The sequence below is a fragment of the Streptomyces sp. PA03-5A genome, assembly GCF_033792725.1.
In the GTDB taxonomy this organism is placed as follows: Bacteria; Actinomycetota; Actinomycetes; order Streptomycetales; family Streptomycetaceae; genus Actinacidiphila.
In genome coordinates this window covers 151221-172034 of the sequence record NZ_JARAVL010000015.1, presented here as the reverse complement: position 1 = coordinate 172034, position 20814 = coordinate 151221, and the positions used below count along the sequence as shown (strand labels likewise).

General features: G+C 72.8%; 22 protein-coding genes. 10 read left to right on the top strand and 12 right to left on the bottom strand.

Translation table 11 applies throughout. The features are described from left to right. Positions 1 to 11: 11 nt before the first annotated feature. Positions 12 to 1169 (bottom strand): PP2C family protein-serine/threonine phosphatase, encoded by a 1158-nt coding sequence (locus PV410_RS20495; RefSeq protein WP_500326472.1) that lies wholly within the window; start codon positions 1167 to 1169, stop codon positions 12 to 14. A 136-nt stretch (positions 1170 to 1305) separates the two neighbouring features. On the opposite strand from PV410_RS20495, the gene PV410_RS20490 reads away from it, so the two are divergent. From PV410_RS20490 to PV410_RS20480, 3 genes are all read left to right on the top strand, one after another. Next, the gene (locus PV410_RS20490; protein WP_500326470.1) at positions 1306 to 1800 is read left to right on the top strand and encodes a MarR family winged helix-turn-helix transcriptional regulator; all 495 of its coding nucleotides are present in this window, start codon (positions 1306 to 1308) and stop codon (positions 1798 to 1800) included. Between the two features lie 208 nt (positions 1801 to 2008). Then, on the top strand, positions 2009 to 3226 hold the full coding sequence (locus tag PV410_RS20485) for a PP2C family protein-serine/threonine phosphatase (RefSeq protein WP_500326469.1): 1218 nt from the start codon (positions 2009 to 2011) through the stop codon (positions 3224 to 3226). Between the two features lie 130 nt (positions 3227 to 3356). Then, positions 3357 to 3794 carry a response regulator gene (locus PV410_RS20480; protein ID WP_499517013.1) on the top strand — a complete coding sequence of 146 codons (438 nt, stop codon included), beginning with the start codon at positions 3357 to 3359 and terminating at the stop codon, positions 3792 to 3794. 30 nt (positions 3795 to 3824) lie between these two features. Here PV410_RS20480 and PV410_RS20475 read toward each other — a convergent pair whose 3' ends face one another. Further along, a complete protein-coding gene (locus PV410_RS20475) occupies positions 3825 to 4652 on the bottom strand; it encodes a DUF1206 domain-containing protein (protein WP_500326467.1) in 828 nt (275 codons plus the stop codon). 169 nt (positions 4653 to 4821) lie between these two features. Here PV410_RS20475 and PV410_RS20470 point away from each other — a divergent pair, with 169 nt between their 5' ends. Together PV410_RS20470 and PV410_RS20465 are read left to right on the top strand one after the other, a co-directional pair. Next, entirely contained in the window at positions 4822 to 5085 is a 264-nt protein-coding gene (locus tag PV410_RS20470) for a GlsB/YeaQ/YmgE family stress response membrane protein (protein ID WP_500326465.1), read from the top strand. A gap of 164 nt (positions 5086 to 5249) precedes the next feature. Next, positions 5250 to 5753 (top strand): DUF6328 family protein, encoded by a 504-nt coding sequence (locus PV410_RS20465; protein WP_500326463.1) that lies wholly within the window; start codon positions 5250 to 5252, stop codon positions 5751 to 5753. Here PV410_RS20465 and PV410_RS20460 read toward each other — a convergent pair. The 3 genes from PV410_RS20460 to PV410_RS20450 all read right to left on the bottom strand — a co-directional run bounded on the left by PV410_RS20460 (position 5657) and on the right by PV410_RS20450 (position 7641). Next, positions 5657 to 6499 carry a hypothetical protein gene (locus tag PV410_RS20460; RefSeq protein WP_500326462.1) on the bottom strand — a complete coding sequence of 281 codons (843 nt, stop codon included), beginning with the start codon at positions 6497 to 6499 and terminating at the stop codon, positions 5657 to 5659. The two genes, PV410_RS20465 and PV410_RS20460, sit on opposite strands and share 97 nt — an antisense overlap. After that, positions 6496 to 7140 (bottom strand): hypothetical protein, encoded by a 645-nt coding sequence (locus tag PV410_RS20455; protein ID WP_500326461.1) that lies wholly within the window; start codon positions 7138 to 7140, stop codon positions 6496 to 6498. The genes PV410_RS20460 and PV410_RS20455 overlap by 4 nt, the downstream gene beginning before the upstream one ends. Before the next feature lie 132 nt (positions 7141 to 7272). Continuing rightward, positions 7273 to 7641 (bottom strand): ATP-binding protein, encoded by a 369-nt coding sequence (locus tag PV410_RS20450; protein ID WP_500326459.1) that lies wholly within the window; start codon positions 7639 to 7641, stop codon positions 7273 to 7275. A 222-nt stretch (positions 7642 to 7863) separates the two neighbouring features. Between PV410_RS20450 and PV410_RS20445 the strand changes: the two genes are divergently transcribed. Both PV410_RS20445 and PV410_RS20440 read left to right on the top strand, forming a co-directional pair. Next, a complete protein-coding gene (locus tag PV410_RS20445; protein WP_500326457.1) occupies positions 7864 to 8730 on the top strand; it encodes a SigB/SigF/SigG family RNA polymerase sigma factor in 867 nt (288 codons plus the stop codon). 78 nt (positions 8731 to 8808) lie between these two features. After that, the gene (locus tag PV410_RS20440) at positions 8809 to 10005 is read left to right on the top strand and encodes a low temperature requirement protein A (protein ID WP_500326456.1); all 1197 of its coding nucleotides are present in this window, start codon (positions 8809 to 8811) and stop codon (positions 10003 to 10005) included. 57 nt (positions 10006 to 10062) lie between these two features. Here PV410_RS20440 and PV410_RS20435 read toward each other — a convergent pair whose 3' ends face one another. Further along, a complete protein-coding gene (locus tag PV410_RS20435) occupies positions 10063 to 12240 on the bottom strand; it encodes a pectate lyase-like domain-containing protein (protein WP_500326454.1) in 2178 nt (725 codons plus the stop codon). Positions 12241 to 12665: 425 nt separating this feature from the next. Between PV410_RS20435 and PV410_RS20430 the strand changes: the two genes are divergently transcribed. Further along, on the top strand, positions 12666 to 13118 hold the full coding sequence (locus tag PV410_RS20430) for a hypothetical protein (protein WP_500326452.1): 453 nt from the start codon (positions 12666 to 12668) through the stop codon (positions 13116 to 13118). On the opposite strand, the gene PV410_RS20425 is transcribed toward PV410_RS20430, so the two are convergent. Continuing rightward, complete coding sequence (locus tag PV410_RS20425) at positions 13066 to 14565, bottom strand: hypothetical protein (protein ID WP_500326450.1); 1500 nt, start codon at positions 14563 to 14565, stop codon at positions 13066 to 13068. The two genes, PV410_RS20430 and PV410_RS20425, sit on opposite strands and share 53 nt — an antisense overlap. 82 nt (positions 14566 to 14647) lie before the next feature. Between PV410_RS20425 and PV410_RS20420 the strand changes: the two genes are divergently transcribed. Continuing rightward, positions 14648 to 14983, top strand: coding sequence for a YkvA family protein (locus tag PV410_RS20420; RefSeq protein ID WP_018562476.1), 336 nt, complete (start codon positions 14648 to 14650; stop codon positions 14981 to 14983). Between the two features lie 24 nt (positions 14984 to 15007). On the opposite strand, the gene PV410_RS20415 is transcribed toward PV410_RS20420, so the two are convergent. The 3 genes from PV410_RS20415 to PV410_RS20405 all read right to left on the bottom strand — a co-directional run bounded on the left by PV410_RS20415 (position 15008) and on the right by PV410_RS20405 (position 18622). Further along, on the bottom strand, positions 15008 to 16465 hold the full coding sequence (locus PV410_RS20415) for an ATP-binding protein (protein ID WP_500326448.1): 1458 nt from the start codon (positions 16463 to 16465) through the stop codon (positions 15008 to 15010). Continuing rightward, positions 16462 to 18120, bottom strand: a complete 1659-nt coding sequence (locus tag PV410_RS20410; protein WP_500326446.1) for an NAD(P)/FAD-dependent oxidoreductase — start codon at positions 18118 to 18120, stop codon at positions 16462 to 16464. The genes PV410_RS20415 and PV410_RS20410 overlap by 4 nt, the downstream gene beginning before the upstream one ends. A gap of 145 nt (positions 18121 to 18265) precedes the next feature. Then, complete coding sequence (locus PV410_RS20405; protein ID WP_500326445.1) at positions 18266 to 18622, bottom strand: DUF427 domain-containing protein; 357 nt, start codon at positions 18620 to 18622, stop codon at positions 18266 to 18268. Between the two features lie 160 nt (positions 18623 to 18782). Here PV410_RS20405 and PV410_RS20400 point away from each other — a divergent pair, with 160 nt between their 5' ends. After that, a complete protein-coding gene (locus PV410_RS20400; RefSeq protein ID WP_500326443.1) occupies positions 18783 to 19295 on the top strand; it encodes a hypothetical protein in 513 nt (170 codons plus the stop codon). A gap of 161 nt (positions 19296 to 19456) precedes the next feature. Here PV410_RS20400 and PV410_RS20395 read toward each other — a convergent pair whose 3' ends face one another. Beyond that, a complete protein-coding gene (locus PV410_RS20395; RefSeq protein WP_500326441.1) occupies positions 19457 to 20293 on the bottom strand; it encodes an endo alpha-1,4 polygalactosaminidase in 837 nt (278 codons plus the stop codon). Between the two features lie 88 nt (positions 20294 to 20381). Next, positions 20382 to 20648 (bottom strand): hypothetical protein, encoded by a 267-nt coding sequence (locus PV410_RS20390; protein WP_499515626.1) that lies wholly within the window; start codon positions 20646 to 20648, stop codon positions 20382 to 20384. Positions 20649 to 20814: the final 166 nt, after the last annotated feature.

Sequence of the window (20814 nt, the reverse complement as noted above, 5' to 3'; positions counted from 1 at the left end):
CTCCCAGCGGTTCACCGCCAGTCCAGGCATACGATCAGCGCGTCGTCCTCTGCCTCCGGCAGGACGCGGTGACCCGGCAGTTCGGCCAGGATCGCCCCGGGGACGTCCGCGGCCGGAAGCAGCCGGGTGGCCAGGGCCGCGCGGGCCAGGGCCCGTTCGCCGTACGTCTCGCCGCCCGGGGAGGCGGTCGCGTACACGCCGTCGCTCACCACCAGGAGCCGGTCGCCGGAGCGCACCTCGAACGGCTGCGGCACGTACGGGGTGTCCTCGAACATGCCCAGGGGGAACTGCGCCTCGAAGCCGATCGTCTCCACCGCCGAGCCGCGCAGCCGGTACACGCGCGGCGATCCGGCCTCGACGACCTCGGCCGCGCCGGTCGCCAGGTCGAAGCGCATCAGCAGGACCGAAACGTACCGTTCGCCCCGGTAGCGGGCGTAGACGGCCTGGTCCGCGAGCGCCGCCTGGTCGGCGAGGGGGACGCCGGCACGCCGGGCGTTGCGCAGTGCGTTCACGGTGAGGCTGGTCAGCAGGGCGGCCTCGATGCCCTCTCCCATGCCGTTGGTGACGGTCAGCGTGAGGTCCCGCGCGGAGGCCGACCAGTCGAAGTTGTCTCCGTGGATGTCGTACGCGGGCTCCAGCTGGGCGCCGAGGGCGTACTCGGGGCGGGCGCACGCCCGTCCGGGCAGCAGCTCCCACTGCACCTCCGCGGCGAGGGTCAGCCGCTCCCGGCGGCGGGCGCGCAGGTAGCGGTCGGTGTCCCGGTCGGCGACGAGGAGGTGGTGGCCGAGGACCTCCGCGATCTCCGCGAGGTCCCGGACCTCCTCCGGCGCGGGTTCGCCGGGGAGGCCGACCCTCAGCACGCCGATCCGGTCACCGCGCACGCTCACCGGCAGGTGGAGGCGCACGCCGTCCTCGCCCGCCGGCTCGGCGAACGGTTCCTGGGCGCCGAAGCACCGGCCTTCGGGCGTTCCCGCGACGGGTACGGCGGCCTCAGCGGGTTCGGGCGCGGAGACCGGCTGGAGCACCGCCAGGCCGTAGTCGGCGAGCAGGATCTCCACGGAGCGGGCCGCGCAGTGCGTGCGGAGGACCTCCGCCAGGGCGGCGGGCAGGGCGTGCGGCGGCGCGGCGCGCAGGGCGCGTTCGGCGGCGAGCGGGGCGTGTCGGTTCACCGGGGTGCGACGGTCCTTCTTGGTCCGGGGGCGGGTCGGTTAGCGTGGTGGCGCGCCGTTCGGCGCGCCTTGTCCTGTCTTCGTCTACCCGCTCGCCCGCGGTACCCCGCGGGCGGCGCGCCGTGAGGAGGTGCCCTTGCCCGCAACCGCCGGATCGCAGCGGGACGCCGCCGTGGCCGCGGCGTCGTCCGTGGTCGAGGCACTGGAGGTGCTGTGGGGCCGCGGCCGGGAGGCGGGCGACCCACCCGTACCGCCCTCGCAACTGCGCGTGCTGTTCGCGCTGGAGGGCAACGAGGGGATCAACCTGAGGACGCTGTGCGACGTCCTGGGCGCCGCGCCGCCCGCGGTGAGCCGGCTCTGCGACCGGCTGCAGGCGGTGGGGTACCTCACCCGGGACACCAGCCCCACCTCGCGCCGGGAGGTGTGCCTGTGGCTGACGCCGCGCGGTGCCGCCTTCCTCGCCCAGCTGCGGGAACGCCGGGAGCAGGAACTGGCGACGGTCGTGGCGGCGATGCCCGAGCGTGCCCGGCGCGCGCTGCTGGAGGGGCTGACCGCGTTCCGCTCCGCCGCCGAGGCGACGGGGCTCGGTGCCGTACGGCCGCTCCCCGGCGACCGCAGCCACACCGCGTAGCCGTCCGGCCCGCGCTCCCCGCCGTGCGTCCGGCGCCGGTGACGTTGGCCGGCGGGGCGCTCTCCGTGCAATTGTTGTGTTCGACTACTGTTGCCAAACGGCAATGATCGAAGATGATCGGCACTGTCCCAAAGGGCATCCGGCCAGGGTGCCGGTCGCGTACGATCCCATCGCCCCACCTGGGGCACCGCAGGGGTGGGGAGACGATGTGGAAGGCAACACGCTGACGCCCCCCGAGGGCGTCATCCCCAGACAGGGCGACGGCCGGCGCAGCCGGCTGTCCGTCCTCCTCGTCGAGGACGACGCGGGGGACGCGCTGCTCGTCGAGGAACTGGTCGCCGACAGCGGGGTGCCCGTCGAACTGCGCTGGGTGCGCACGCTGGCCGAGGCCGGCACCGAACTCGCCGCCCGCCCCGCCGACTGCGTCCTGCTCGACCTGCACCTGCCCGACGGCCAGGGCCTCGACGCCCTCGGCCGGGCGCTGTCGCTCACCGACCGCGCCGCCGTCGTCGTGCTGACCGGTCTCGCCGAGGAACGGACCGGCCTCGCCGCGCTCTCCGCCGGGGCGCAGGACTACCTGGTCAAGGGGCGCGTCGAGGGCGAACTCCTCGGCCGCGCGCTGCGCTACGCCGTCGAACGCAAGCAGGCCGAACGCGCGGCGCTCGCCCTGCGGGCCAGCCAGATGCGGGCCCAGGAGAACGCCCGCCTGGAGCGCGGACTGCTCCCGCTGCCCATGCTGCGCACCAAGGACGTCACCGTCACGCCCCGTTACCGCCCCGGCCGGGCCGACTCCCTGCTCGGCGGGGACTTCTACGACGTCGTGGAGACCACCGAGGGCGTCGTCCACACCCTCATCGGGGACGTCTCCGGGCACGGGCCCGACGAGGCCGCGCTCGGCGTCGGACTGCGCATCGCCTGGCGCACCCTGGTCCTGACCGGGGTCGAAGGCGCCCGGCAACTCGCCCTGCTGGAACAGGTGCTGGTGGCCGAACGCGCCGCCCCCGAGATCTTCGCCACCGCCACCATCCTCACCCTCGCCCCCGACCGCCGTACCGCCCGGGTGTGGCGGGCCGGCCACCACGGACTGCTCAACCTGACCCCGGAGGGCACCGTCGAGTACACCGAGCCGCCCCGCGGGCCCGCGCTGGGCGTGGTGCCCGGCGCGGGGGAGTGGCCCGAGGGCCGCCTGGAACTGCGACCCGGCCAGTCGCTGATGCTCTTCACGGACGGGCTGTTCGAGGGCCGCACCGATCAGGGCCGGCTCGGTGAGGAGGGGCTGCTCGCACTGGCCAGACAGCACGCCACCCTGCCCGCCTCGGAGTTCGTCGACACCCTGATCGCGCGCGCCGAGGCCCTGGCCGCCGACCACGGCGGCCTGGACGACGACCTGGCCGTGGTCCACCTCACCTGGAGCCCCTCGCCGTGACCGCCGCCCGCGCGCGGCCGGCCGGGCCGGATGCGGCTCGACCCGGGCACCCGGAGGGCACCCGCATCCGCTTCACCCTGCCGGCGGCCGCCGAGCGGGGACCCGCACCGCAGGAAGGATCCGCGTGAACCTGCAGGAACCGGAACCGATCATCGTGCTGCTCGTCGAGGACGACCCCGGCGACGAGCTGATGACCCGCGAGGCGTTCCAGGAGAACAAGGTCCGCAACGTCCTGCACGTCGTACGGGACGGCGAGGAGGCACTGGACTTCCTCAACCGGCGCGGCGCCCACGCCGGCGCACCGCGCCCCGGCCTGATCCTCCTCGACCTCAACCTGCCCCGCTTCGACGGCCGTCAGGTGCTCGCCGAGATCAAGGCCGACGCCGACCTGTGCACCATCCCGGTCGTCGTCCTCACCACCTCCGAGGCCGAGGAGGACATCCTGCGCAGCTACGCGCTGCACGCCAACGCGTACGTGACCAAGCCGGTGGACTTCGACCGGTTCATCGAGGTGGTCCGGCAGATCGACGACTTCTTCGTGACGGTGGTCAAGCTCCCGGGCCGCTGAACCGCGCCCGGCGCCTGCGGACCGCGCCGCTCAGACCCTCCGCCAGCGGGCCATCGCCCAGGAGAACACCCCGAACAGCCCCAGGCCCACCGCGACCACGGCCAGCAGCCACGGCCCGGCGGGGGTGTCCCGGAACGTGCGCAGCGTGTCGTCCAGCCCCTTCGCCCGGTCCGGGTCGAAGCGCACCGCCGCGACGACGACGAAGCAGCCCGCGGCGGCGAACACCACGCCCCGGCTGGCCCCTCCGGCCACCCCGAGGAAGTCGACCACCTTGCGGACCCGCGGCGACATCGCGCCCGTCCGCAGGTGCTTGCGGAACTTCCGCATCAGCGCCCGCACCGCGATCCATACCCCGGCTCCCAGCAGGACCAGGCCCGCCGCCCCCACCAGCCAGCGGCCCATGGGCCAGCCCAGGGCGTGTGCGGTGGCGTCCTTGGAGGTCTCGTCGCTCGACCCGCCCGCGGAGGAGCCGCCCACCGCGAAGGTCACCACGGAGTACGTCACGAAGGCGTAGAAGACCGCGCGGGCCGCGGACATCAGCCGCTTGCCGGCCTTGTCCCCGTCCGGTCCCGCCGCGCCGAACGCGGCCTCCGACAAGCGCCACAGCGTCATCCCGGCGAAGCCCACCGCCAGGGCCCACACCAGGAACCCGCCGAAGGGCTGCGCCGCCAGCCGGGCGACCGCGCCGCCCCGGTCGGCCTGTTCCGAGGACCCGTCGAAGGCCACCTGCAGGGCCAGCACGCCCAGCAGCGTGTAGATGACCCCGCGCGCCGCGAGGCCCGCCCGCGCCCCGGCGCGGATCGCCTTCTTCCCCTGCGTCCCGGGCCGTACCGCGCCCGTACCCACCGTCGTGCCCACACCGGCCTCCCTGCCCCAAGTGCTCCGGTCCACCGGGTGCCCCGTCGTGGGCGGAACACACCCGGCGACGCCGGGGTGCGCGGCTGCGTGGAGCGCCCGGCCGGGGGTATCCGCGTGGTGCGAACACACTTCCGGCCAGGGGCCGGACGAGGTTGGGGTTGAGGTGGAGATGGAGATCTCGAGCATCATCAGTGCCATCGTGATCGGTCTGGTCATCGGTGTGCTGGGGCGTCTGGTGGCGCCGGGGCGGCAGCCGATCGGAGTGCTGTGGACGGTCGTCGTCGGCATCGTGGCGGCCTTCATCGGCAGCGCGATCGCCCAGGGGTTCGGCGTCGCCGACACCGACGGCGTCGACTGGGTCGAGTGGCTGATACAGATCGGCCTCGCGGCCGTCGGAGTGAGCCTGCTGTCGCGGAGCAAGGCGCGGCGGTGAGCACCGCGGTCCGGCCGCCCCCGTCCGGGGGCGGCCGGACCGCGTGAGGACGGCGACCGGTCCGGTCGCCGTCCTCGTCCTGTCCCGGGCACGCCGCGCGCGGCGGAGGGCCCTGATGGTAGGTCACCTATGACGTGCACGACCGAGGAGTGGGAGGGTGTGCCATGTCCAGGGACGACGCGGACGGCCGGACCGGCCCGGAAGACGGGCGCGACGAGACCGAGGACGAGCGCGCCGACCGGAAGTGGAGCGAGCTCATCCAGGAGGTGCGGGTCGCCCAGACGGGCGTGCAGATCCTCTTCGGCTTCCTGCTGACGGTCGTCTTCACGCCGCACTACCAGCGGCTCGGCTCCACCGACCACACGATCTACATCGTGACGGTCGTGCTCGGTGCCTGCGCGACAGGGGCGTTGATCGGCCCGGTCTCCTTCCACCGGATCGTCTCCGGCCGCCGCATCAAGCCGCAGGCCGTGCGCTGGGCCTCGCGGCTCACCTTCGTCGGGCTCGTGCTGCTGCTGGCGACGATGACCTCGGCGCTGCTCCTGGTGCTGCGGGCCGCCACGCACGACGCCTATGTGCCGTGGCTCGTCGCCGGCGTCCTGGTCTGGTACCTGGTCTGCTGGTACGGACTGCCGTTCTGGGCCCGGTACCGGCACACGGGCGACTGAGCCCCGACGTGGGACACGCGAACGCCGTGGCCAGGAAACCCGGGGGTTTCCTGGCCACGGCGTTCGCGTCGTGCGGTCCTGCGTCGTGCGGTCCTCAGACGTGCAGGACGCGGTCGACGAGGTCGCGGTAGCTCCCGCAGGGCCACGCGCAGCCGCTCGGTGTCGCCGTCGTCGTGCTCGCCGGCCCGCCAGCCCGAGCGCAGTTCGTCGCGCCGGCTGCGCAGTTCCTCGACCAGTCGTTCGGTGGCCTCGCCGAGGACCTCGTCGGCCTCCTCCACGGCGTGGCGCGGCTCGTCGACGAAGCCGCCGACCGCGTGGTGCAGGCGCTGCTGCAGCTTGTCCACCGCGCCGTCCACCCGCGGCGGCGCGCCGGGGGCGGGCACCCGCCCTTCCTGCGCCGGCCGCCGGGCCGCCGCGGGCCGCTCCGTGTCGCCGGGCTTCTCCGCTGCCGCGGGCTTCCCGACCGTCGCGTGCCTGTCGGCCGCCGAGGGCTTGCCGGCTTCCTCGGGCCGCGACCATCCGGCGGGCCGCTGCGCGGCAGGCGCCTCGCCCTTCTTCCCCGTGGTCTGCGGTGCCTGGGGGGCCCGCTGTTCGCGGGTGCCACCGGCCGTGGGGGACGGCCGCTCGTCGGGGGTCCGCTCGGCGGAGGCTCCGGCCGGGCCGTTGCGTACCTCGCGGCCGGTGCCGTCGGTCTCGTCGGTTCCGTCGGTTCCGTCGGTGTCGCGGTGCTCGTGCGTGGGATTCATCGGCTGCTCCAGGTCGGCATGTGGAAGCGGTGGGAGCCGCGTCGGCCGGAGCCCGTGTCACCTGCGCCGTCCTCGCGCGAGGTGCTGCGGGGCTCCTTGTCCACCGCGATGAGGTCGTCGAACAGCGCCCGGGCGTGGAGCAACCGAGCGCGCAGTTCCTCGGTGTCCGCCGCGGTGCGGTCACCGTCGTTCCGGGATTGCGAGACCCCGCGCAGGTCGCGGTAGGCCTGGAGGTGCCGCGGGCGGTGGACCGACAGGGCGTCGATCTGCTCGCCCGAGGTGTGCTCCGGGAAGCCGCGGTCGTGCGCCAGCCGGTCCAGCAGGCCCGACGCCTCCTGCACCGCCTGCGCGGGGGAGTCGACGAACCGCTCCTGCAGGGCGGCCCACTCGGCGCGGTACTCCTCGGCCTGACGTGCGTTCAGCGGCTCCGGGGTCAGGCCGCCGTGCCGGTCGACACGCTCCTGCAACTCCCGGTGCGCCGCGTCCGTGTCGCCGTCGTGCCGCGCGACCGTGCGTTCGTACTCCGGTCCGAAGCGGCGCCTGAGCTGTCCCGTGCCGCTGCCGCGCCGCGACATCACGGCCGCGGCGAGGACGATCAGGACAACGAGGACGACCGCCCCGATGATGATGCCCGTGGTCATGGTGTGCCTCCTGGGGGCCGTCGTCGGGCCCCGGCATTCGAACTGACCTTGATGCGGGTCCTTGGTGTGCTCACGGTGCGTGTTTCCGCAATCCGTTCGTCCACACGTACGACGTCGGGAGGTGACGATGCGTCAGCGCGGCAGGTGCACGTGGATGACCTTGCCGCCCGCGCGCAGGAGCGTCACCCGGAAGTCCCGGGCCAGCCGGCGCACCAGGCGCAGGCCGTAGCCGCCCGGCAGGAAGCGGTCGGAGGGCTGGGGCGCGGCCGGCAGCCGGTCGTTGTGGTCCTGGACGGACACGCGGATCGCGTCCGGCACCGCCACCACGTCGAGGGCCGCCAGCCCGCCGCCGTACCGGAAGGCGTTGGTGACCAGTTCGGAGACGACCAGCAGGCAGTCCTCGACCCGCTCCGGATCCACGCCTCTGAGCCGGGCGCGGGCGAAGTCACGCGCCTCGCCTATGGTGGTGGGCAGCGGCCGGTCCGCAGTGGCGGGCCGCACGATCCCCCCGCCTTCCGCGTCTAGGTCAATGCTGTACACGCACGATCACCCCGTAGGCATCATCGGTCCCTCTGTGGTCTGCCCCTGCTGGCCGGTCCTACGCTGCCTTCGGCGCGATTCACGTTCTTCCGGGATCGGGGGGAATGCTTCGCGGAGGAGGGGGTACCCGAGGGGCAACGTACGGGAACATGACGTAGAGGTGCAGAGGTGCGAGGAGGAGCCGTGATCGCCCACGTGAGCGGGACGAGCACCGGGGTCGAGAGCCCCGAGGTCGACGTACTGCCGCAGATCACCGACCCGAGCAGCGTGGCCCCCACGAGCGCGCGCCGGCTGTCCAAGCTCTTCCTCGAGCGCCTGACGGTGCTCGAGGAGGGCACCCACGAACACCAGTACGCCCGCAACACCCTGATCGAGATGAACATGTCGCTCGTGCGGTTCGCGGCCAGGCGCTTCCGCGACCGCAGCGACGAGATGGAGGACATCGTCCAGGTCGGCACGATCGGGCTGATCAAGGCCATCGACCGGTTCGACATCTCGCGCGAGGTCGAGTTCACGACCTTCGCGGTGCCGTACATCGTCGGTGAGATCAAGCGGTTCTTCCGCGACACCACTTGGGCCGTGCACGTGCCGCGCCGCCTCCAGGAGCGCCGGGTGGAGCTGGCCCGGGCCCGGGACGAGCTGTCCTCCCGGCTGGGCCGCGCCCCCAAGGTGAGCGAGCTCGCGGCGCTCATGGACATCTCCGAGGCCGAGGTCGTCGAGGCCCAGGTGGCCTCCAACGGTTACACCGCCTCCTCCCTCGACGCCGCCATGAACGGCGACGACGGCGACGACGGCGAGACCGTGCTCGCCGACTTCATCGGCGCGGTCGACCCCGCCATGGAACTCGTCGAGGACCTCGGCTCCCTCGCACCGCTCGTCGTGGAGCTCGGCGAACGCGACCGGCAGCTGCTCCATCTGCGCTACGTGGAGGAACTGACGCAGGCCCAGATCGGCGAGATCATGGGCTGCACGCAGATGCACGTCTCCCGGCTGCTCTCGCGCACCCTGGCCCGGCTGCGGGCCGGACTGCTCCAGGACGGCTGCGCCTGACCTCACCCCGTCCCCCGCCACGTGCCCGCGCCCGGTCCCTTCGGGCGCGGGCACGCGCGCACCGCCTACGATGCGCGGATGACCGATCACGATCACGTGGCGCCGGACCGCCGCTTCCGCCCGCTGGTCCGGATGACGGCCCGCGACCCGCACGAACCGCACCGGGTCGCCACCCCGCTGGAACTGCTCTTCGACCTCTGTTTCGTGGTGGCGGTCGCCCAGGCCGGCGCCCGGCTGGTGCACGCGGTCGCCGAGGGCCATGCCGGGCGCGGTGTCCTCGGCTACTGCCTGGTCTTCTTCGCGATCTGGCTGGCCTGGATGAACTTCACCTGGTTCGCCTCGGCCTTCGACACCGACGACGTGCCCTACCGCATCGCCACCTTCGTCCAGATCACCGGTGTCCTGGTCCTGGCGGCAGGAGTTCCCCGGGCCTTCGACGCCAACGACTTCTCGATCGCCGTGGCCGGCTACATCATCATGCGCGTCGCACTCGCCTTCCAGTGGCTGCGCGCGGCACGCAACGCGGCCGGACCGGCACGGACCACGGCGCTGAGCTACGCCGCCGGTCTGGTCGTCGTCCAGGTGGGATGGGTCCTCCTGCTGCTCCAGCCCGTCGGCGGGCTGTGGAACTGGGGCTTCCTGATCCTGGCCGTCGCGGAACTGGTGGTGCCCGCCTGGGCCGAGCGGGCGCAGCGCACCACCTGGCATCCGCACCACATCTCCGAGCGCTACGGCCTGTTCACCATCATCGTGCTCGGTGAGTCGGTGGCCGCGGCGACGGTGGCCGTGCAGTCCGCCGTCGACGAGTCCACCGCGCTCGGCGAGCTGCTGCCCGTCGCCGTCGGGGGGCTGCTCATCGTCTTCTGCGCCTACTGGATCTACTTCGCCATCCCCATCCACCAGCACCTCACCAGCAGCGCGCGGGCGTTCCTGTGGGGTTACGGGCACTACCTCGTCTTCGGCTCGGCCGCCGCCATCGGGGCGGGGCTTGAGGTGGTGGTCGAGCAGGCCGTGCACAAGGCGCACATCTCGCAGACGGCCGCCGCGGCCGCCGTCACGCTGCCGACCGCGCTGTTCCTGCTGACGGTCTGGCTGATCCACTCCCGCAGCGCCAAGCGCGGGTTCGCCGAGCACGCGGTGCTGCCCGCCTGTGCCCTGGTGGTGCTCGCGAGCACCTTCTGCGGGAGCGCGGCGGTGCCGGTGGCGGGGCTCGCCATGGCCGCGGCGGTCGCCGTGGGCGAGGTGCTGCACTCCCGGCGCTGGCCTGCCGCCTGAGGGCGGCGGACGGGGTGCCCCGCCGGAGGACGGGGCACCCCTGCTCCGGCCCTGTCGTCAGGGGAAGGAGACCACCGTGGACGGCGTGGTCGAGGTGCCGGAGGTCGCGGCACCGGTGCCGTTGATGACGTGGTCGTACTGGCCCATGCCGCCCAGGGAGACCACCAGGACGTCGTGCATCTTGATCCCGGACTTCACCGGGACCTCGAAGCCGTGGTCCATGCGGATCGTCGGATCGGTGGTGAAGTTGCAGTAGCTGCCCAGGCCCCAGGCCTCGTGGGTGTTCACCGAGTCGTCCACCTTGTAGGCGGCCCAGCCCTTCGTCGCGCCGTTCTGGATGGCGGCCTGGCTGGGGGCGTCGTAGGCGATCTCGTTCTGGAAGAAGACCGTCCTGCCCCGCTCGCCGCTCCACTGGACGTCGTACTTCTTGAAGTGCTCGACGAACAGGCCGGTGGCCAGGACGTCGTCGCCGTTCACGCGCAGGCCGTAGTCGGCCGGGTTGGTGTCCCAGCCCACTCCGGCGCCGTGATCGGCGCGCCAGATCCAGGTGTGGTCGATGACGGTGTCGTCGCTGTTGACCTCCATGCTGGTGGTCGCCTTGCCAGGTCCGGCGCCGCCGATGCGGATGAAGACGTCCTGCACGGTCGTCGGGTTGGCGGCGTGGTCGGCGGCCGCGCCCTGCGGGCCGACCTGGAGCAGCACCTGGGAGTTGACCGCACCGGCGTCGATCAGGAAGCCGGCCAGCTTCACGCCGTCGACGTCGGCGACCTTCATGGCGGTGACGCCATTGTCGGGGATGACCGTCGCGAGGCCGAGGCCCAGCACGACCGTGTCGGCGCGGGTGACGTTGATGGTCTGGTCGACGTGGTAGATGCCCGGGGTGAACAGCAGGTTGAGGCCCTGGGCGAGCGCGGCGTTGATGGTGGCGGCCGTCGCGCCCGGCTTGACCACGTAGAACTGGCTCAGCGGGATCGAGGAGCCCTGCGGCGCGCCGTTGCCCCAGCTGGTGCCGCGGGCGTTGGTGCGCTTGGCCGGCACGAAGACCTTGTAGTCGTTGCCGTCGAGGTAGAGGAAGGGCTTCTCGCGGGAGACGGGGGTGGTGTCGAGCGTGGTGTACGGCGGGTTGGGGAAGCTCTGCGCGGGAGCGCCCTGGACGCCGGAGAAGACCATGTTCCACACGCCGTTGGTCCAGCCGCCGACCGAGCTGTCGCGGGTGTACCACTGCTGCTGCGAGTACGGGCCCACAGTGCCGTCGATCTTGCTGTCGGCGATGTAACCGCCGCTGGCCCAGCCGTAGCCGTTGGGTGCGAGGTTGAGGCCGCCCTTGACGTGCATGCGGCGGAAGGGCGCGGCCTGGGCGACGGCCCAGCGGTCGGTGCCGGAGACCGGGTTGAGGGCGAGGTTCTCCGCGGAGCGCCAGAAGTTCTGGGTGGCGTTGCCGTTGAACCAGCCGGCGTCCACGGTCACGTCGCCGTTGAAGGTGGTGTCGTCGGGGGAGAGGCCGAGCCCGGCGATCGAGGTGTAGAAGCCGATGTTGGCGTTGATGTTGTTGTAGGTGCCGGGCTTGAACAGCAGCGCGTAGCGTCCGGTGCCGAACTGCGCGGACTCCTGCTGCTGGAAGACCTGGTCCAGCTTGGCCTGGATGCCCGGGGTCGAGGGGTCGAAGACCAGGACGTTCGGGCCGAGGTCGCCGCCGCCGGGGATCACCGGGCCGGTGCCGCCGTCGGTGGTGTGCACGGCGAGCTCCCACAGCGAGTAGCCGTATGCGGTGGCGCGGGTGGTGCCGTACACGCGCAGGTAGCGGCCCGTGCCGCTGACGGCGCGGGTCTCGGTGCCGCCGGCGCCGGTGGTCGTGGAGGCGACCGTGGTCCAGTCGGTGCCGTTGGCGGAGAGCTGGATCTGGTAGGCCTTGGCGTAGGCGGCCTCCCACGTGAGGACGACCTCGCAGACGCTCTGGGAGCCGCCGAGGTCCACCTGGATCCACTGGGGGTCGCTGAAGGCGCTGGACCAGCGGGTTCCGGCGTTGCCGTCGACGGCGTTGGCGGCGGTGAAGGAGCCGTTCTCGGCGGAGGATGCGGTGGCGGTCCTGCCCTGTGCGGCATTGGCGGTGCCGCAGGCGGCGGCGTGGGCCGTGGTGAGCGGTCCGGCCGGGACGGTGATCAGGGCGAGCAGCACCGCCAGGAGGGCGATCAGCCCCAGGGGTCTGCGGCGGGCGGCATTGACTTCGGGTCTCATAGGAACTCCTGTGTCAGCCTCACGACTTAATTTAGGGCGTGAGTTAAGACGTGACAGAAGTGGGGGTCAAGACTCCTCGCAGAAAGTGTTTCTGACGGGCTAACAGCTCGCCTGCCGCTGCAGGCTCTTGCGCAGCCGTGACCTGCAGGGAGTTCCATCCGTTCGGAACTTGAACGCGAGCAGCCTCATCCTGGCCACCTGAAGCTCCCCGCACCAATCTTGACGTGAAGTCTTGACGCCATCCGTGCCCCTCGGTTGACTGCCGTCGCGGCAGCCGGAACCGGCTCGGGTACCGGTTCCGGCCGCTGCCACCACCATGCCCCCGTTCCTCGCGCGCCCCCGCTCTCCACCACCCGGGTTCGCGTCCGGCAGAAGGGCCGATTCCACGGGTCCCACAAATGATCTTCACGGGTTAGACTCCGCGGGTGTCCGAACTCCGCACACTGGTCCTCGGGTTCCGGCAGGCGATCCTCGACTGCCCCGACCCGGGCCTGGTCTCCCTGGAGCGTTTCCCGCACGGCTCGTGCGGGGACGCCTCCATCCTCCTCGGCCAGTACCTGTACGAGAACGGCCAGGGCGTGTGGACCTACGTCAGCGCCTGGGAGAACCGCGCCACCCACGCGTGGATCGAGAAGAACGGCCTGCGCATCGACATCACCGCCGACCAGTTCGACGGGGTCGGCACCCCCGTGATCATCGCCTCGGGAGGCGGCTGGCACGACCGCTTCACGGTCGACCCCACCGCCTCCCACGGCGCTCTCATCGATGTGCGCCAGGACTTCGCCCGACGCGAACTGCGCACCGCCTACGAGCGGTTGACGGCGGTCATCCGGCGGCATCGGCCGGGAGCGGAAGGGGCGCCACCAGCCTGCGCATGACCGCGGGCTCCAGCGCCGGGTTCGCCGCCGCCCGGTGCGCGAGCTCCTCGTCGTCGAGCAACTCCGCGAGCCTGGCCGGAGAGAGGTTCGGATGGCCCGCCCCAGCCGCCCGCACACCGGGATCGGGGTCGTGGGTCAGCCGGTCCACGGTCTCCGCAGCGGTGGCCGGGTCCCGGGCGGCCAGGGCGCGGACGGCCGGGTCTTCGTGCCGGGCGTACCGCGCGAGCCCGGCGGTCGGGAACCGCGGCCGGGTGAGGAGGAGTTCGCGCTCGTACCCGGTGTACTCCAGGAAGGCGCTCAGCAGCAGCTCGGTGGGCGCCTCCGGATGGTTCTGCGCGAGCAGTACCCGCACACCGAGGTCGTCGTCCGCGGCCAGCCGCGCCACCAGGTCGGACGGCAGGCTGTGATCGCCGGCGGCGCGCCGCCGCAGCAACGGGTGCCCGGACAGGGCGTCCCGCCGCACCGCGGCGGGATCCCGGGGCCACAGGCGTTGCAGTACCGGTCCGAAGGTGCCGCCCACCGGCACCTCGTAGTCGATCGCCACGCGTTCCGCCTCGCTCAGTGCGGGATGCACGGAGAGCGCGAGCCGTACCCGCGGATCGGCGTCCACGGCGAGGGCCCGGCGCTCCTCCGCCCCGAGGTCGCAGCGGTATGCGATCCGTTCCCGCACCTCGGGGTCGGCATCGGCGGCCAGCAGGACCACCACGTCGGCGGGAAGGGTGGGGTTGCCCGCGATCATCCGCCGGTCCCCCTCGCCCACGGGGGCGTTGAGCACACCCTCCACGACGCCTCGGCTCAGGGCGCAGTGCATCAGCGCATGAGTCCGCCCATGGCACGACCGGTCGGGCAGCTCCCGCTCCACCCACGCCGGGTCCTCGTGCCGCAGGTGCTGCCGCACCATGTCCCGTACCTCCTCGTCCGGGTCCGCCAGGAGGACGTCGCGGATCTCGTCCGGCACGCCGCGCCATGCGACGCCCATGCGTCGCACCTTCGGCTCCGGGTGGGCGTGCATCGACTCCATCAGTCCGGCGGAGGCCTGGCGGTAGAGGGTGCCCAGCAACTCCCCCTCGTACGTCAGGATCATGTGGACGACGGCCTGGTCCGGGAGCGGCCGGGGGCGCACGCTCCACGGCATCCGGGGGGTCTCGGCCAGGTGCGCCCGCACGAACCATTCGGTGTCGTCCAGCAGCCGTGCCCGCTGGGCCGGCTCGGCGTGCGGACTGCGGGCGAGGAAGCTGCGGGTGTACCTGTCGGGGTGGCGGACGACGGCGTCGACCACGGCGTCCGGCAGCGCCCGGTCGCGGCACAGGACCATCCGTGCCGCCGGCGGACCGTCGGCGAGCAGCCGCAGCAGGACGTCCTCGGGGGCCGCGGGATTCAGCGCCAGGCCGGCGAGCCGGCGTGCGGGCAGCCCGGCGGTCTCCCAGATCTCCTCGGGTGTGATCATGTAATCTGTGCTTCCTTTCCGCGGGGGCTGGGCACCGTTTCCGCGCACACCGGCCGGGTACACGGGATCGCAGGAGGCAGACATGGACCTGGGTGACTGGTCGACCACGGCCCTCGTGATCGCCGCGGTGGCGGTCGTGGTGATGCTCGTGGTGGCGGTCGTGCTCGTGGTGAAGATGGCGCGCATCCGTACCCTGCTGCGCAGCGCGGACGTACCGCGCTCGGGCAAACTGGCCTTCTGGGCGGGGCTCGTCTACCTGGTCTGCCCGGTGGACCTGCTGCCCGATCCGATCCTCATCGACGACATCGGTGTGCTGCTGCTGGCGCTGCGTTCGCTCAAGAGCGCGGCCGACGGGCAGCTGCCCGTCGGCCGCGACCGCGCACGGACCCTTCCCAAGTCCAAGAGCCCGGTGGCCTGAACCACCCCTCCGCCCGGGGAGGGCTCAGCCCGTCCGCTCCGCGTCCCCCGGCTGCCTCTCGGGCTGGGCGACCGGCAGGCACACGGTGAAGCGCGTGTCGCCGGGGCTCGACTCGACCCGGATGTCGCCGTGGTGCTTGTTGACCACGATGCGGTACGAGATATCCAGGCCCAGCCCGGTGCCCTCGCCCACCGGCTTGGTGGTGAAGAACGGCTCGAAGATCCGCGGCCGGATCTCCGGGGAGATGCCGGGACCGGTGTCGCCCACCTCCACCACCAGGCGGTCCGGACCGTCCCACGAGCTGCGCAGCGTCAGGGTGCCCGAACCGTCCATGGCGTCGAGGGCGTTGACGATGAGGTTGGTCCACACCTGGTTGAGCTCGGCGCCGTACGCCTGGATCTGCGGCAGGCTGCGGTCGTACTCCTTCACGACGCGCACCCCGCCGGGGATCTTCGCGTGGAGCATCGTGAGCGTCGCGTCGAGCAGCGCGTGGACGTCCACCGTCTGCTGCGGGGCCCGGTCCAGCTGCGAGTACTGCTTCGCGGCCCCGACCAGTCCGGAGATCCGGGTGACGGCGTCGTCGATCTCGCCCATGAGCAGTTCGGTGTCGAGGGTGTACGTGAGCCAGCGGATCGCCGCCTCCAGCCGGTCCTCGCCGACCGCGTCGACCACGGAGTCCAGCCACTCCGCGTCCACACCGCCCGCGACCAGCGTCGAGGACAGCTCCCAGGAGCCGTTGACGCCGTGGTCCTCGAGCCAGTCCGTCAGTTCGTCCTCGGCGTCGGCCGCCTCCAGCGCCGACCGCTCGGGCGCCGACGCCATGCGCTTGATCGCGGCGTCCTGCAGCTCGACCAGCTGGTGCAGTTGCCGGGTGTCGAGCCGGCCGTCCGCGATCATCGCGAGCTTGTGCCGCATGCCGGCCACCCGGTCGCGCAGCGCCGAGGTGGCGCGCACCGCGGCGGCGGCCGGATTGTTCAGCTCATGGGTGAGCCCGGCGGACAGCGAGCCCAGCGCCAGCAGCCGCTCGCGCTCCCCGACGATGGTGTTCTGCTTGCGGTAGCCGAAGAACGCCCCCTCCAGCAGGTGCACCGCCATCGGGAACCACGCGCGCATCGCCCCGGCGAACTCCTCGGCCGGGATCACGAAGAACTCGCAGTCGGTGACCGCCTTCAGCGAGTTGGGGTACGTCTGCTCCACCCGGTCCCCGAGGTACGCCTGCGTCGCGCCGGCGTACACGCCCCGCAGGTCGGTGCGGTTGACCTCCACCACGTCGCCGTGGACCAGGCGGCCCAGCGACACCGTGCCGCTGAGCAGCACGTAGAAGCAGGTCGCCGGATCGCCCTCGGCGTAGACGGGGTTGTTCGCCGGGACCCGCTCCACCCGGCCCTGTTCGCCCAGCCAGTCCAGTTCCTTCTCGCCGAGCGACTCGAACAGGAACAGGGTCCGCAGCTGCTCCGGCCCGAGCCGGTCCGTCGTGGTCACTGCGCCTCCAGATACCGGTGCACCAGGGATACGGCCATCGCGCCCTCGCCGACCGCGGAGGCCACCCGCTTGACCGACTCCGCCCGCACGTCACCGGCGGCGAAGACACCGGGCACGCTGGCCTCCAGGTGGTACGGGTCACGGGGGAGCGGCCAGCCCGCGGGCCGCTTGCCGCCGCCGATCAGGTCGGGGCCGGTGACCACGAAGCCGCGCCGGTCCCGCTCCACGACACCCTCCAGCCAGTCCGTGCGGGGTTCGGCGCCGATGAAGACGAACAGGAACGAGGCGTCGACGGTGGTCACCGTGCCGGTCTTCGCGTCGCGGAGCATCAGTTGCTCCAGGTGGTCGCCGCCCTTGCCGCCGACGACCTCGGTGCAGGGGCTGACCTTGATGTTGTCGATGGCCGCGATCTGGTCGATCAGGTACTGCGACATCGAACGCTGCAGGTCCGCGCCGCGGATCAGCAGGTGGACCCGGCACGCGTTGCGGGAGAAGTAGACGGCCGCCTGCCCGGCCGAGTTGGCCCCGCCGACGATGTAGACCTCCTGGCCCGCGCAGTTCATGGCCTCGGTCATCGCCGAGCCGTAGAAGACCCCGGCACCGGTGAACTCCGCCAGCCCAGGCGCTTCGAGCCGCCGGTAGGACACCCCGGTCGCCAGCACCACCGTGTGCGCCGCGATGGACGAGCCGTCACCGAAGGACAGCACCCTTCCGGTGCCCACCGCCTCCAGCGCGACCACCTCCCGGGTGCTGAGGATCTCCGCCCCGAACTTCGTCGCCTGCCGGCGGGCCCGGTCGGTCAGCTGGGCGCCGGAGACGCCGTCCGGGAAGCCGAGGTAGTTCTCGATGCGGCTGCTCTGCCCCGCCTGGCCGCCGGTCGCCCGGCGCTCCACCAGTACCGTGCGCAGACCCTCGGACGCGCCGTACACCGCCGCACCCAGCCCCGCGGGGCCGCCGCCGACCACCACCAGGTCGTAGAAGTCGGAGGCCGGGACGGTGCTCAGCCCCACGTGGGCGGCGAGCTCGGCCTCCGTGGGCCGCACCAGCGTCGTCCCGTCCGCGGTGACCACCAGCGGTACGTCGGCCGGCGTCAGCCCGGCGGCGGTCAGCAACTGCTCGGCCTGGGGCTCCTCCGCGGGCAGCCAGCGGTAGGGCACCAGGTTGCGGGTGAGGAAGTCACGCACCTTGAACGAGGGCGCCGACCAGCGGTGGCCGACCACGCGGGTCTCGGACGCCGTCGGGTCCGGCGTGGTGATCCACGCGTCGAGCAGGGTGTCGATCACCGGGTAGAGGTTCTCCTCCGGCGGGCTCCACGGCTTCAGCAGGTAGTGGTCGAGGTCGACGATGTTGATGGCGTCGATGGCCGCGCTGGTGTCGGCGTACGCCGTGAGCAGCACACGGCGGGCGAGCGGGAAGAGGTCCATCGCCGCCTCGAGGAACTCCACCCCGTTCATCTTCGGCATGCGGTAGTCGGCGAGCATCACCGCGAGTTGTTCACCTCGCAGTTTGATCTCCCGCAGCGCGCTCAGGGCCTCGTCGCCGGAGGTGGCGCGCACCACCCGGTAGCGGTCCCCGTACCTGCGGCGGATGTCCCGGGCCACGGCGCGGGACACTGCCGGATCGTCGTCGACGGTCAGGATCGTCGGATTCGCCATGTGACCATCATTGCTCCCCGGCGGCCGTCGTGCGCAGTAAACCGAACAGTCGTGCTTGAACCTGCGCCAGGGGACCCGCCTCAGGCCGCGTGCGCGCTCCGGGACGTCGTGACGGACGGTGCGCCCCCGCGCACCGTCCGCCAGGTCAGGCGTCCTCGACGGCGACGGCGGCCACGGTGTCGTAGAAGGAGACGTGGCCCGTGATCTCGGGCACCGACGCGAGCGGCTCCTCGTAGACCCAGGCGACGTCGTTGTGGTCGGCGTACGACCAGTAGGAGGCGACGCCCTTGTAGGGGCAGGTGGTGTTGGTGTCGCTGGGGCGGAAGAGCGCGAGGTCCACGTCCTGCGGCGGGATGTAGTAGCGCACCGGCAGACCGGTCTCGTGGACCAGTACCGGCCGCCGGGTCTCGGCCACGACCTTGCCGTCGATCGTGACGGTCACGTGCTGGGTGCCGGGTACCGCGTCCACGCGGTGACCGCGGCGGCTGTCCGTGGGGGGCATGGTCTTCCCTTCCTCGGGTCCGTCCGGATCCGTTGCAACGGCGGCGGTGCCGCCCCACATTCCCCGGGCGCCCCGGGGTCCCCCGCATGCACGCATCTGCGTGACTCCGGCGGCGGTCCCCCGTTGGCCCTTCAAGATCACAGTGAAGGAGGTCCGCCCGATGAGCACCCGCCGTCACCAGAAGGGCCGCAAGCACCGCACGGTCAATCGCACGCCGAGGCCCGTCGCCCCCGTCCGTACCGCGCCGGCGGCCGCACCAGCCGCCCCGGCCGCACCAGCCGCCCCGGCCGCCTCGCCGGTCCCGCCCGCCCCTTCCGACACCGCCGCCTCGCCGGTCCCGCCCGCCCCTTCCGGCACCGCGGTACCCGCCCCCGTGCCCGCCCCGGCCGCGCCTCCGGGAGCGTCGACCACCCGGCCCCCGTCCCCGGCGCCTGCCGCGGCCGTCGTGCCGGCTCCCGCCGAGCCCCGCCTCGAGGAGTCCGGCCTCGCCCGTACGGCGCTCAAGACCCTCCAGGAACTCCGCGCGGCCGGGAGCGACGGGACGACCATCGACGCCCTGAGCGCCAGCGTCGGCTACCAGCCCGCGACCATTGCACGGCACATCGACAGCCTCGCCGCCCACCACCTGGTCCAGCAGCGGGACGGCCGCTGGTACGCCGTGACCACGTCATGACCCCGGGCGTGGCGGCCGGCCGGTGGCGCGTTCCCCGGAGAGGTCCAGAACGCTGAACCCCAGGCGCCGGTGGAGACCGGTCGCTGCCGTCCGCCACGCCCACACCGACAGTGCCGCGCTGCCCTGCCGGACGGATCCGCCCGCGGGCCCTGGCGCGGCGGTCAGCAGCTACGGAAGACGTGGCCCGGCTCCCCGGCGGGCACCACGTCGCGGTCGCGGAGCACCACCGCGAGGCGGGCACCCCAGCGGCGGCAGGTCGCCGTGAAGTCGGCGGCGTCGTACGCCACGACGAGGACGCGGCCGTCGTACGCGGAGGCGTACCGGCCGCACTCGTCGTACGCGCCGCACTCCTCGGCGACTGCGAAGTCGAAGCCGATGGCGGCACGCTGGGGGAGGAGCTCGGCCGTGTTCTTCTGGGCGACGGCCAGCCCCGCCGCATGGGCGCGTGCGGTGAGCAGCCGGGCGAACGCGGCGTTGTCGGCCGCCGTGAGCAGGCCGTCGGAGCGCTCGAACGAGTCGAGGTTGTCCGGCTCGACCGCCTGGAACCCCCGCCGCGCGCAGTCGTCGATCCAGGCGCCGACGATCTCCGCCAGTGCCGTCCGCCCGGCGGCGGTGGAGGTGTCCAGCAGCGCCTCGTCCCACTCGTCGTCCATGACGAGCCCGCCGTCCCCGTCGTGCAGCAGCAGGCCCGGATTCCGGGCGCGCCACCGGGACAGCTCGCCGGGCTGGGCCTGGAAGGCGTTGACGTAGCAGACCGAGTAAACGCCCGGGGCCGGCCGGTCCGCGCGGTCGCGGGAGACCACGCGCACGCCCTTCGGCGGCGGGTAGCCGCCGCCGATCTGGTAGTCGAAGGACGCCCCCGCCTCCGGCGGCACCACGTGCGGGGCGGCGGAGGGGCGGTCGCCGGTACCGCACCCGGTGGTCAGCGCCAGGGCCGCCAGGACGGCGAGGACGACGGGGACGGCACGCGGCGCCGCGCACGGGTCGGGGAGGGGCACACACGCTCCTGGACGGCGAAGGCCGGGCGGGGGAGCACCATCCTCCCGTCCGGCCCCGTGGTGCCCTCGGCCGGGTCCGCGCCGCGGCTCACATGAAGCCGCCGCCGGTCCAGTGGGTGCCGGTGAGCCACACGAGCGCGATGAGCGTGTCGATCGCGCCCAGGACGACGGCGATCAGCGGGAGCACCGGCTTGGCGCCGCGGAAGGTGCGGCCCATCGCGAGCCAGCCGCACACGACCGCGGCCGGGCCGAGGATGATGCCGAGAACGAAGAATCCGGCGACCGCGCAGATCAGGCCGACGACGCCCAGGGTGTCGGGGCTCGCGCCGGTACGGGTACCGCTGCTGTGGGGCATGGTTCCTTCCTCCGTGGGTCGGCGCCCGCTCCGCGGCACGGAACGTGCGGTCCTCTACGGGGTCCGGATACCCCCGTCCGGCATGCTCAGCCGTGCCGGTGGGGTCGGCGTGTGACGGGGCCGCCCGGTCCGTGCGGACGGGGCGGCCCGTGGCGGGAGCCGGCGG

Bases quoted from the DNA above. Each gene is read 5' to 3' on its own strand.
- PV410_RS20470 (WP_500326465.1), top strand. From the start codon at position 4,822: ATGGAGATCTCGAGCATCATCAGTGCCATCGTGATCGGTCTGGTCATC.
- PV410_RS20465 (WP_500326463.1), top strand. From the start codon at position 5,250: ATGTCCAGGGACGACGCGGACGGCCGGACCGGCCCGGAAGACGGGCGC.
- PV410_RS20460 (WP_500326462.1), bottom strand. From the start codon at position 6,499: ATGAATCCCACGCACGAGCACCGCGACACCGACGGAACCGACGGAACC.
- PV410_RS20455 (WP_500326461.1), bottom strand. From the start codon at position 7,140: ATGACCACGGGCATCATCATCGGGGCGGTCGTCCTCGTTGTCCTGATC.
- PV410_RS20440 (WP_500326456.1), top strand. From the start codon at position 8,809: ATGACCGATCACGATCACGTGGCGCCGGACCGCCGCTTCCGCCCGCTG.
- PV410_RS20435 (WP_500326454.1), bottom strand. From the start codon at position 12,240: ATGAGACCCGAAGTCAATGCCGCCCGCCGCAGACCCCTGGGGCTGATC.
- PV410_RS20425 (WP_500326450.1), bottom strand. From the start codon at position 14,565: ATGATCACACCCGAGGAGATCTGGGAGACCGCCGGGCTGCCCGCACGC.
- PV410_RS20420 (WP_018562476.1), top strand. From the start codon at position 14,648: ATGGACCTGGGTGACTGGTCGACCACGGCCCTCGTGATCGCCGCGGTG.
- PV410_RS20410 (WP_500326446.1), bottom strand. From the start codon at position 18,120: ATGGCGAATCCGACGATCCTGACCGTCGACGACGATCCGGCAGTGTCC.
- PV410_RS20405 (WP_500326445.1), bottom strand. From the start codon at position 18,622: ATGCCCCCCACGGACAGCCGCCGCGGTCACCGCGTGGACGCGGTACCC.
- PV410_RS20400 (WP_500326443.1), top strand. From the start codon at position 18,783: ATGAGCACCCGCCGTCACCAGAAGGGCCGCAAGCACCGCACGGTCAAT.
- PV410_RS20390 (WP_499515626.1), bottom strand. From the start codon at position 20,648: ATGCCCCACAGCAGCGGTACCCGTACCGGCGCGAGCCCCGACACCCTG.